7 protein-coding genes are annotated in these 11,889 nt (G+C 38.6%); 5 read left to right on the top strand and 2 right to left on the bottom strand.

Features of this window, described 5'->3' with window-relative positions; genetic code table 11:
• Nucleotides 1-171: 171 nt before the first annotated feature.
• From HL290_RS12610 to HL290_RS12595, 4 genes are all read left to right on the top strand, one after another.
• Nucleotides 172-504, top strand: coding sequence for a DUF485 domain-containing protein (locus tag HL290_RS12610; RefSeq protein WP_017388650.1), 333 nt, complete (start codon nt 172-174; stop codon nt 502-504).
• Between the two features lies 1 nt (nt 505).
• The gene (locus HL290_RS12605; RefSeq protein WP_198496642.1) at nt 506-2,221 is read left to right on the top strand and encodes a cation acetate symporter; all 1,716 of its coding nucleotides are present in this window, start codon (nt 506-508) and stop codon (nt 2,219-2,221) included.
• A gap of 171 nt (nt 2,222-2,392) precedes the next feature.
• Entirely contained in the window at nt 2,393-3,085 is a 693-nt protein-coding gene (locus tag HL290_RS12600) for an ion channel (RefSeq protein WP_198496641.1), read from the top strand.
• A gap of 167 nt (nt 3,086-3,252) precedes the next feature.
• A complete protein-coding gene (locus HL290_RS12595) occupies nt 3,253-5,220 on the top strand; it encodes a BCCT family transporter (protein WP_198496640.1) in 1,968 nt (655 codons plus the stop codon).
• Between the two features lie 60 nt (nt 5,221-5,280).
• Here the strand turns inward: HL290_RS12595 and omp33-36 are convergent, their stop codons facing one another.
• A complete protein-coding gene (gene omp33-36, locus HL290_RS12590) occupies nt 5,281-6,189 on the bottom strand; it encodes a porin Omp33-36 (protein ID WP_017391029.1) in 909 nt (302 codons plus the stop codon).
• A 1,009-nt stretch (nt 6,190-7,198) separates the two neighbouring features.
• On the opposite strand from omp33-36, the gene HL290_RS12585 reads away from it, so the two are divergent.
• Nucleotides 7,199-8,908, top strand: a complete 1,710-nt coding sequence (locus HL290_RS12585) for a GGDEF domain-containing protein (RefSeq protein ID WP_198496639.1) — start codon at nt 7,199-7,201, stop codon at nt 8,906-8,908.
• Between the two features lie 40 nt (nt 8,909-8,948).
• On the opposite strand, the gene uvrA is transcribed toward HL290_RS12585, so the two are convergent.
• A complete protein-coding gene (gene uvrA, locus HL290_RS12580) occupies nt 8,949-11,780 on the bottom strand; it encodes an excinuclease ABC subunit UvrA (protein ID WP_005038072.1) in 2,832 nt (943 codons plus the stop codon).
• Nucleotides 11,781-11,889: the final 109 nt, after the last annotated feature.

Here is an 11,889-nt window from a genome sequence, read left to right as displayed (position 1 = left end):
GATTAAAACCTTGTGCCTATCATACCCCAAGCAGAAACAAAGCTATAAATTGATTAAATTTTAACGACCAAAGTCTAAGTTACGAATTACACGGAATTTTGCTAACTTAAATCCTGAGAAACTACTATTAAAAAAGTGGCCAAGGCTGGGCACTGGGCAAGGAGTTTGGTTATGGATCAGAACCAAGTAGAACAGATTCTACGCAATCCAAAGTTTCAAAAGATGGTCAAGAAAAAAAGTACATTAAGTTGGACGCTCACAGTCATCATGTTAGTGCTTTATGTGGGCTTTATGCTACTTGTGGGCTACAACAAAGAATTTTTGATGAGTTCATTTAGTGGTGGTGTGACGACATGGGGAATCCCGCTAGGTTTAGGAATTATTGTTTTATCTTTCCTACTGTGTGGTGTGTATTCCTTTATTGCAAATCACACCCTTGATCAGTTGAGTGAAGAAGCGTTGAAGGAAGTTGAAGCCATCACGCACGATAAAGGACTACACTAATATGAAATGGAATTCATTAAAAGCGAAAGTCTTGCTGACAGCAGCATCGCTATATTCAACAATCGCTATGGCGGGTCCTGACTTAGGTGAAGCTGAACAACAAGCAACCAACTGGCATGCCATCATCATGTTCTTAATTTTTGTTGGTTTCACTTTGTTCATTACTAAGTGGGCTGCAAAACAAACCCAATCAACACAAGACTTCTATACAGCAGGTGGCGGTATCAGCGGTTTCCAGAATGGTCTGGCAATTGCGGGTGACTATATGTCTGCTGCATCTTTCCTTGGTATTTCTGCACTTGTGTTTAGTTCGGGCTTTGATGGCTTACTTTACTCACTTGGGTTCATGGTAGGTTGGCCAATCGTTTTATTCTTAATTGCAGAACGTTTGCGTAACCTTGGTAAATATAACCTTTCAGATGTGGTTTCATTTCGTCTTGAAGAAAAACCAGTACGTACTTTAGCTGCGGTCAGTTCACTTGTTGTTGTGGCATTCTATTTGATTGCTCAAATGGTAGGTGCGGGTCAGCTCATCAAATTACTATTTGGTTTGAACTACAACATTGCTGTAGTCATCGTTGGTCTATTAATGATGGCCTATGTAATCTTTGGTGGCATGTTGGCAACGACATGGGTACAAATTATCAAAGCGGTAATGTTACTCAGTGGCGCAACCTTCATGGCATTCATGGTCATGAAAGGAGTTGGCTTTAGTTTCAGCAACATGTTTACCCAATCAATTGAAGTATTCAGTAAAGTGCATGATGTAAGCTTGACCGATGCTGCAAAAATTATGGGGCCAGGTAAACTTGCAGCAAACCCGATTGATGCCTTGTCTCTTGGTTTGGCATTAATGTTTGGTACAGCTGGTTTACCGCACATTCTTATGCGTTTCTTTACAGTAAAAGATGCAAAAGAAGCGCGTAAATCGGTTGTGGTTGCGACAGGTTTTATTGGTTACTTCTACCTTTTAACTTTCATTATTGGTTTTGGTGCGATTCTTTTCGTATCAAACAATCCGCAATTCCTTGACGTTGCAAAAATGGCAGTAACAGGCAAACTTGAGCTTGTTGGTGGTAACAATATGGCAGCCGTGCATTTAAGTGACGCTTTAGGCGGTGACTTATTCATGGGCTTCATTTCAGCAGTAGCGTTCGCAACTATTCTTGCTGTTGTTGCTGGTTTAACACTTTCAGGTGCATCTGCGATCTCTCATGACTTATACGCTAACGTATTCAAAAAAGGTCAAACTACCCCAGCTTCAGAGCTTCGCATGTCAAAAATTGCGACACTTGGTTTAGCTATTTTTGCCATGATTTTAGGTATTTTGTTTGAAAAGCAAAATGTGGCGTTCATGGTAGGCTTGGCATTCTCTGTAGCTTGCTGTGCAAACTTCCCAGTTCTTGTTCTTTCAATGTTCTGGAAAGGTTTAACGACTCGTGGCGCAGTTATTGGTGGTGTGGTTGGTCTTGTAACAGCGGTAGTATTGATTGTGTTATCTAAAGCAGTTTGGGTAGATACTTTAAAAATCTCTGATACACCAATCAATCCATTCAATGGTCCTGCATTATTCGCAATGCCGTTGTCTTTCCTTTGCTGTTGGTTGTTCTCTGTTACCGATAACTCTGCACGTGCTAAAAAAGAGCGTGCTGCTTTCGATGCTCAATATGTTCGTTCAATGACAGGTATTGGGGCATCTGGTGCATCAGACCACTAAGATCAATATTGCTATCTAATTCTTAAAAAAAGCCCTACGGGGCTTTTTTTATACTTATTTAATTTTCAATTTAGGGTTTAGATATTAATAAAGAACAACTTGTTTGCCTTGTTTTGTGTACAGTATGATTTGCTAGACCTCAAAAAGCATAATGAAATAAGGAAAATAATAATGCGATCTATCATCGAGTTCTGGGCGAGCTTTCGATTGCTACCTTCTGCATGGTTGCTGCTTGTGCAATTTATCTTACTCATTTTGGCTATGCTGACTTTTCATGATGTATTTTACCGCACACTTACATGGGCTTTAGGGGTGCTGGCCCTACTCATTATTGCCAAGGTTATTCGTCAAACCCCAATGTTTACTTTTCTCGGGTTAACATTTGTGAGTGGGGCGATTATATCCTCTGTATTTATTTTATTGGGTTATGGCAATTTATACGTTCAGGTTTTTGCACATGGCTGTGAGGCGCTAGCTTACTTTTCAGCAGCTTATGGCTTATTTCGTTATATGTTTGCCGATCAGTATTTAACAAGAGATGAGTTGTTTGCAGCAGCAGCAGTTTTTACGCTTATTGCTTGGGGTTTTGCATTTTTATATAACATTTGTCAGCTTATTTTTCCGTCTAGCTTTCAAAATCCAAATAACATTCACCATTTACAGACGTGGTTAGATCTATTATTTCTCAGCTTTAGCTTGCAATCGGCTACAGGTTTATCTGACTTAATGCCTATTAGTCCACCAGCGCGCGTTTTAGCCATGCTGCAAATGTTCTGTGGAGTTATGTATTTAACTTTAATCGTAACCCGATTAATTGCTTTACAATATATTACCCACCTCCCTAAAAAAAATTCAGATAAATAATGGAGGAGGTGTTTTAATTTATTTACACCTTTGTAACTGCAATATTCTTTAAGTTTATTTAGAGTGTTATCGGCTTTCTCTATTGAAAGCCCTAGCTTTGTTCATTCTATGAATATCTTATCGGCATTTAAGCCTGTCACTTTTCATTAAAATAACATGGAGGATTTATGCCTTCCAAACAGTCCGGTTGGTTCGCAAACGTTAATCCTAACGTATTTTTTGGTACGGTCATTATTATTGCTTTGTTTTTAGCAGTAGTGGTGATTGCTCCGAGTTCTTTTGAGCTTCTAACGCAACAATTAAAACAATGGATCACTGATTCATTTAGCTGGTTTTATGTTTTATCTGTTGCTTTCTTTCTAATCTTATTGATTTATATCGCCTGTTCATCGATTGGACGCATTAAATTAGGGCCTGATCATAGCCAGCCTGATTATAATAATGGGTCCTGGTTCGCCATGCTGTTTACAGCAGGGATGGGGATTGGGTTGATGTTCTTCGGTGTTGCTGAACCCGTCATGCATTACGTTACCCCGCCAAGCGGTGAGGCACAAACCATTGATGCAGCACAGCAAGCACTAAGAGTAACCTTTTTCCACTGGGGGTTACATGCGTGGGCGATTTACGCTGTAGTCGGACTGGCTTTAGCTTATTTTGCCTATAGACATAATTTACCTTTGAAGACCCGTTCCGCACTTTATCCTCTGATTGGAAAAAAGATTTATGGTCCACTGGGCGATAGCATTGATATTTTTGCAACGATTGGAACCGTATTTGGTGTCGCCACATCTCTTGGCTTTGGGGTAACGCAGATCAATTCTGGTTTGCATTATTTATTTGGTGTAGAGCAAAGTACTCATGTTCAAGTTCTACTCATTATTTTTGTGAGTATGTTGGCCTCTTTATCTGTATTTCTAGGTCTAGATAAAGGTGTAAAACGTTTATCAGAAATAAACTTAGTTTTAGCTGTAATTCTCTTAGTATTTATTTTTATTGCCGGCCCAAGTATTTATTTACTCCAAACCACTATTCAAAATACGGGGCAATACCTCTCTAACCTTTTTACCATGACGTTCAATTTATATGCCTATCAGCCAAATGGATGGATTGGGGGCTGGACGATTTTGTATTGGGCATGGTGGATTTCTTGGTCGCCATTTGTGGGAATGTTCATTGCCCGCGTGTCACGTGGTCGTACCATTCGAGAGTTTATTGTTGGGGTTTTGCTTATCCCAACTGGCTTTACCATTATCTGGATGGGCTTTTTAGGAAATGCTGCTTTATTTAGCATTATCCATGAGCATCAAACCACCTTAATTCAGGCGGTTCAACAAGATTCATCCGTCGCATTATTTGAATTTCTAAATCATTTACCTTTCTCTGGGGTAATGAATGTCTTGGCAACTGTTTTAGTGGTTTTATTTTTTGTGACCTCGGCCGACTCAGGTGCATTAGTCACCGACTATTTAACTGCAAAAACAGAAAACTCACCGACTTGGCAACGCCTGTTCTGGACAGTGCTTATGGCTGTACTCGCCATTATTTTATTATTGGTAGGTGGATTGGCCGCACTTCAGTCCTCAATCATTATGAGTGCATTACCATTTACTGTCGTCATGCTGTTAATGAGCTGGGGACTAATAAAGGCCTTGCATCTTGATGTCACTAAAATGACTGCTATTCAGGAAGCACGAATCACACCGCGTGCTATTCATAATCCACGAAGCTGGCAACAGCGTCTAGGATTAATCATGCACTATCCTCATAGTGAAGACGAAGTAAAGCAATATATTGAAAATCAGGTAAGTAGTGCTTTTGAAAATATTAAGCATGAATTGAAACGCCGTCATTTAGAAGTCTCAATTAGTCAGCTTGAAGATGGTATGCAGCTTAGGGTAGACCATCACAATGAAATTAATTTTATTTATAAAGTTGTTTCACGTGAAACATTGCCACCAAGTTTTCTTATGGGGCGTATAGAAGCAGAAGATGGGCAATATTTTCAGGCCGAAGTGTTTTTAAGAGAAGGTGGCCAGAACTATGATGTCATGGATTGGACGCAAGAAGATTTAATCCAGGATATTATTGATCAATACGAACGTCATCTGTATTTCTTAAATATTGTACGAAGCTGATATTTAGGTGTAAAAAAAGGACTCAATTGAGTCCTTTTTTAATTCGATTTCTAAATTAAATTAGAAACGGAATTTAGTATTTAAACCGATAGTTTGTGTATCGTAGCTAGTAGACGCATTTTTAACGTCAGCTTTCATGTACGATGCACCAACTGCTAAAGCAGGAGTAATGAAGTAGTTTACGTTACCACCCCAAGCTTGACGGAATTCACCAAGGTCATTACCTTTGATGTTAGCTACGCCATCGTTACCCACGAAAGATGCGCCAACACTTAACTTAGGAGTTAAGTAAAGGTCAGTTTTTAAACCGTATTGGTTTTCTTCACCGAAAGCACCAGCAGCTTCAAAACCGATTGCCATGTTAGTTCCATCGATTGGACCTACATATTTAGCACGTGCAGTAATAGCATCTTGGTCATTTTGGATCGCAGCAGTTTGGTTTACAGCAGAGTAGATACCGTTGCTGATGATGCCAAAGTTGTCTAAAGCGAATTGGTTAGCAACACTTGTATAACCAACAGTCATCAAGAAGTTAGGTAACAACATAGCACCAACTTCTAATGCATAACGGTCACCGTTGTCATCTTTAGAGAAGTTGTTTTTACCATCAACATCAGTGTGGTTGTAAGTTGCGCTAGCATATACAGGAAGGTAAGGAGTAGGAACGTAAGCCTCACCTTTAACGCCGTATGTACCAACGTGGTAGTTTAAACCATTGTTTTGGTCATACTGTTGGTAGCTATAACCTAAAGATACGCTAGAAGCTTGATTCAAGAAAGCTGCTTCAGCTAATGGACCTTTAGCGGTATCAACATTTTTTAAATAGAATGTACCAGCAACGTCACCAGTGAAGTTTTTATCATTTGCAGTTGTGTCAACATATTCAGATTGACCTTGAACTTCAAATTGATAAGCATGAGCACCGGTCATGGCTAATAATACAGCAGTGGCTAAACCAAGTTTTTTCATAATCATTTCCAGCAATAACAAGAGATAAAGCTGGGGTCATTGTATTGTAACAATTTATGAAGTCAATAATGAAAAAAAAGGAATGTTAAAGATATTTGACACTTATGTTAAAATTGGTGAAAAACTAATCAAATGAAAAGTAAATTGTCAACCTGATAAAAAAATGAACATTTACAAGAGGCTAATAATTATATTTCATAGGGAATTTAGAAGTAAATGTTTAAAAGTTATTACAATTGTGATTGGAAAAATAGATTATCTTAATCGGTTTTAACATTAATAAAAGTATAATATTGTTTACAATGCGAATAAAAAATCATCATTTTCTTATCAAATTTGTAATATTTTGAGGAATAGTTAACAATATTTAGATTAGTTTAACTAAAAAATTTAACTATTTTTAATTATTATATAAGTGAATAAGATAAAAGAAATCTCTATTTTAAGTTGAAAAATCGATTAAATTTTAAATTCTGATTAATTTAATCGACTTTACAAAAGTAGAGATAAGTCACATAATTTAATTGCAAAGTTCACTACCTAACGTTTTTAGGATTTAAAGTGCTTTCCCAGATACGATGTGCGTAGCACATCAGATTTTACGAGCTCAGCTTTCCCCAAGGTTGAGCTTTTTTTTATCTATAAGAAAATCTTAAAATTATAAGAAAAGTTATATGAAATTTATTGGAAAATAATAGATTAAAAAGAACCCAGCTAAAAGCTGGGCAGTGGATGCTGGGAGAAGTGCATCCAAGAGGATAACTAAATATGTTTTACTATCATTGCTAAAAATTTTTAATCTGTAAAATAGAGTTTTTTTATAAATATCATTCAATTTTTCGATCCCGTTTATTGTTTAAGCTTACTAAAATGTAGGAAACGTATAATTATTAAAAGAGAAATGAAAGGTTTATTGATGAAATTCTAGTTATTAAAATGCTAGGATGGATTTAAGCCTAATTTATATCGTAGTAAAAATGGCAGGACATTTACGGAGTACCAGCTAGAAATGTCAGGATTACGTTCAGAGCATATTAGTAATCGACTGTTCTTTTTTATGCTGGTTATTATTTTGTCCTTATTATTCATGGCGATTCCCCTCATTGTGGGAAGCTATCAGGATTATATAAAAACTAGACAAGCCTTAGCCGAAATAAAAAGTTTAAGAGCTGTAGCCGATATTGCCTATAAAATTTCTAAGGAGCGTGCTCCAGCTAATAAAATGATGTCGAGCAGTCCTCATGATTTATTAAAGAATCAGCAAGAATTAAAAAAATTTCGTTTAATTGTTGATGCGCAAATTGATACAAGTATCCTTATCTTACAACAAGCAGGTTATGTTTCATTAGCAAATGAGCTGCAAACCAACTTCAAAGAAAATCTTAGACAAGCTCGGCATGTAGTCGACTACTATGGTGAAATTCCATATGGAGCACGAACTTCCGTCCAAATGGATAATGCCATTTTAGGGATGTTTGGAGCATGGGATAATTGTAGGGAAATACTGCAAAAACTGATGTTGCAGCTAAAAAGTAAAGATAGCCGTATTTCTAATTACTTTACGCTGATTATAGTTCTGACCGATATGCGAGATCAGGCCGGACGTATGGCATCTAATATTATCGCTCCTGTGAGCTTTAATGAAGAAATTCCAAGTAATAATCGTGCGCGTTCTTTACAAACTCAGCATCAATCTAGATATCTATGGATTTTGGTTGATACATTGCAGCCTGAACAGGCAAAGACCCCAGAATACCGTCGGTTATATGCCCGAGTGAAATCAGAATTTATAGACAAAGGTATTCCGATTGTAGAAAAGTTATTAGAAGAAAGCCAAAAGGGGGAGCCATATTATTTAAATGGCACCCAATTGACAGAAGCAATCGTGGGTAAATTTACTACTGTGGTTGATTTACAAAGTTATATTCTTGATGAAAGTGTTGTAATTGCCACTCAAGAAAATGTAATTGCTCGAAATGGTTTTCTTTTAACTTTATTAATTTCTTTAATTTCTTTAGCCACCGCGTTACTTACGCTTAATTATGCGCAAAGAAGGGTTTTTTCTCCTTTAATAAAAGCGAGGACTTTAATTTTAGATTTGTCGCATAGTTCTGATCATTGGACAGATGAGATGAATGTAACAACAAAAGGTGAATTTTTTTCCTTATTTGAGGCGATTGATCGATTACAGCGTATGTTGCAACAACGCGATGCTTTTGAATTTCAATTAAAGAATATTGCCAATACTGATCCATTAACTGGTGTGTCCAACCGTCTCGCTTTATCTGAATATTTAAAAATTGTTGAAAGTTACCCTCAAAAATTTACGCAGACTTGTTTAATGATTATAGATATTGATCGTTTTAAACAGGTGAATGACCAATATGGGCATATTGTAGGTGATCATGTCATTGTTAATATTGCTGAGCAATTAAAGCAAAATATACGAAGTTCAGATTTAATTGTTCGTTATGGCGGAGATGAGTTTTTAATATTATTAGAGCAGATGCAATTTATAGATGCACGACTTTTAGCAGAAAAAATTCGGATTGCGATTTCTTTACAAGAAATTGATTTGTCAGGTTCAGATGAAAAATTGCATGTGTCTGTCAGTATTGGTTTTGCGATAGGAGCGGCGAGTTGGATAGAACTCTTAGAGAAAGCTGACCGTTCGCTATTAAGAGCTAAGGCCCGAGGTCGGAATGCAGTTGAGGGATAAAAAAAGCCGGAAATGATTTCCGGCTTTTTTATTCAATAAATTACTTCAACATCGGCTTCAAGAAACGCCCAGTATGAGAAATTTCAACATCAGCCACTTGTTCAGGTGTGCCTTCAGCAATGATCATACCACCGCCTGAACCACCTTCAGGGCCTAAGTCGACAACCCAGTCCGCTGTTTTAATCACATCAAGGTTATGTTCAATCACCACAATGGTATTACCTTTGTTGCGTAGCTCGTACAAAATGTCGAGTAGCTTGGCAATATCATGGAAATGTAAGCCTGTCGTCGGCTCATCCAAGATATATAAGGTTTTACCTGTATCACGTTTTGCTAACTCGCGAGCTAATTTAACGCGTTGCGCTTCACCGCCTGAAAGTGTCGTTGCAGCTTGACCTAAACGAATATATCCCAGACCTACTTGCATTAAAGTATCTAAACGACGATGAATCACAGGAATTGCATTAAAGAACTCAGCCGCATCTTCAACGGTCATTTCTAATACGTCTGAAATGTTCTTACCTTTATAACCAACTTCTAAAGTTTCACGGTTATAACGCTTGCCATGACAAGCATCACAAGGCACATACATATCAGGTAAGAAATGCATCGCGACCTTGATCATGCCATCGCCTTCACAAGCTTCACAACGTCCACCTTTCACGTTAAACGAGAAACGACCTGCGCTATAACCACGCGCTTTGGCTTCAGGTGTTTGCGCAAATAACTCACGAATAGGCGTAAATAAACCTGTATACGTAGCAGGATTGGAACGTGGGGTACGACCAATTGGACTTTGGTCAATATCAACCACTTTATCTAAATGCTGTAAGCCATCAATCGAATCAAACTTTTCTGCCGTCAGCGTAGTTGCACCATTGAGTTGAGTGGCAGCTAAAGGTAATAAAGTACGATTAATTAACGTTGACTTTCCTGACCCTGAAACGCCAGTCACACAAGTCATAATGCCAAGCGGAATTTTTAAATCGACATTTTTAAGGTTATGACCACTTGCACCAGAGAGTTTGATGAATTCATCTGGGCGTGGTGATTGGGTACGTTGTTTTGGTATCGCAATTTTTAGGCTGCCTGAAAGATATTGACCTGTAAGAGAGTCTTTATTGCTCGCAATCTCGTCATAGCTACCTTCCCCGATAATGACACCGCCATGAATCCCTGCACCAGGTCCGATATCAATAATATGATCTGCAGCACGAATCGCATCTTCGTCATGTTCAACCACAAGCACGGTATTACCCAAATCACGTAAGCGAATTAAGGTTTGTAGTAGGCGATCATTATCACGTTGATGCAGACCGATAGATGGTTCATCGAGTACATACATCACGCCCATCAAACCTGCACCAATTTGCGAAGCGAGACGAATACGCTGAGCTTCACCGCCTGACAAGGTTTCTGCTGAACGAGCGAGACTGAGATAATTTAAGCCGACGCTGACCAGGAAGTGTAAACGCTCGCGAATCTCTTTAAAGATTTTATCGGCGATTTCACCTTTAGCACCTTCAAGATTGAGATCTTGATAATAGTTTTCAGCATCACCAATCGACATCTTGGTGATTTGTGCAATGGTCTTATCTTTGACCCGAACGTTGCGTGAAATTTCATTTAGACGTGAACCGTCGCAGGCATCGCAAGCGGCATTAGATAAATATTGAGCTAAATCGTCTCGTACATAGTTACTTTCAGTTTCACGGTAACGACGTTCAAGGTGCGGCAAAATTCCTTCAAAAGGTTGTACGCGCGTGTGTTTGCGGCCACGTTCATCGATATAACTTAAATCGACTTTTTCTTTACCCGTACCTTGTAAAAATTTCTTTTGAGTATCTTTATCTAACTGGTTCCAAGGTGTATCAAGTTGGAAACCAAAATGGTCGGCAACTTTTTGCAGCATCGAATAATAATATGGACGTTGACGATCCCAACCGCGGATAGCACCTTCACTAATCGCAAGCTCAGGATTTGGAATGAGCTTTTCAGAGCTAAAATGACTGCGTGTACCTAAACCATCACAAACAGGGCAGGCACCAAACGGGTTGTTAAATGAAAATAAGCGAGGTTCAAGTTCTGCCACAGCACGATCACATTTAGGACATGAGTGTTTTGCAGAAAAAACACGGTCTGGGTGTTCGCCATTCATCCATGACAAAACCGCGATGTCACCGCCCAAACGTAATGCAGTTTCAAATGATTCGGCAATACGATTACCTAAATCTTCGCGTACTTTAAAACGGTCAACAACAACTTCAATGGTGTGCTTTTTCTTTTTATCGAGTTCAGGTGGCGTATCAATATCAATGATTTCGCCATCAACACGCGCACGAACAAAACCTTGGCCTTGTAGCTGTTCGAACAAGTTGCTGTATTCACCTTTACGCTCACGCACCACTGGGGCAAGCAACATCAGTGCTGTGCCTTCTTCAAGTGTTTTTACTGCATCGACCATTTCAGAAACAGTTTGCGCAACCATCGGCAAGTCGTGTTCAGGGCAGTACGGTGTACCGACACGCGCATAGAGCAAACGCAAATAGTCATAAATTTCGGTAATGGTACCGACTGTCGATCGCGGGTTATGACTGGTAGATTTCTGCTCAATTGCAATCGCTGGAGATAAACCTTCAATCGAGTCTACTTCAGGCTTTTCCATTTGCGATAAAAACTGACGTGCATAGGCTGAAAGTGATTCGACGTAGCGGCGTTGTCCTTCGGCATAGAGGGTATCGAAGGCAAGAGAAGATTTTCCTGAACCTGATAACCCCGTAATTACCACAAATTTATCGCGTGGAATATCGAGAGACACATTTTTTAAATTATGGGTACGTGCGCCTCGAATACGGATATGACTTTGGCTCATAAAACATCTCAATTATGTATTAATGAAAATTTAGGTGTTGATTGATCAGTCTCGTGCAGTGTGACTGGTTATAAACAACAGACCCTATATATGATAACGATTTAAAATT

It is taken from the genome of Acinetobacter sp. AC1-2 (genome assembly GCF_016124155.1).
GTDB classification, from domain to species: domain Bacteria; phylum Pseudomonadota; class Gammaproteobacteria; order Pseudomonadales; family Moraxellaceae; genus Acinetobacter; species Acinetobacter calcoaceticus.
This window is presented reverse-complemented; position numbering and strand designations above follow the sequence as displayed.

What these genes read in the sequence shown, in the direction of transcription:
- HL290_RS12610 (WP_017388650.1), top strand. Translation starts at nt 172, where the DNA reads ATGGATCAGAACCAAGTAGAACAGATTCTACGCAATCCAAAGTTTCAA.
- HL290_RS12605 (WP_198496642.1), top strand. Translation starts at nt 506, where the DNA reads ATGAAATGGAATTCATTAAAAGCGAAAGTCTTGCTGACAGCAGCATCG.
- HL290_RS12600 (WP_198496641.1), top strand. Translation starts at nt 2,393, where the DNA reads ATGCGATCTATCATCGAGTTCTGGGCGAGCTTTCGATTGCTACCTTCT.
- HL290_RS12595 (WP_198496640.1), top strand. Translation starts at nt 3,253, where the DNA reads ATGCCTTCCAAACAGTCCGGTTGGTTCGCAAACGTTAATCCTAACGTA.
- omp33-36 (WP_017391029.1), bottom strand. Translation starts at nt 6,189, where the DNA reads ATGAAAAAACTTGGTTTAGCCACTGCTGTATTATTAGCCATGACCGGT.
- HL290_RS12585 (WP_198496639.1), top strand. Translation starts at nt 7,199, where the DNA reads ATGTCAGGATTACGTTCAGAGCATATTAGTAATCGACTGTTCTTTTTT.
- uvrA (WP_005038072.1), bottom strand. Translation starts at nt 11,780, where the DNA reads ATGAGCCAAAGTCATATCCGTATTCGAGGCGCACGTACCCATAATTTA.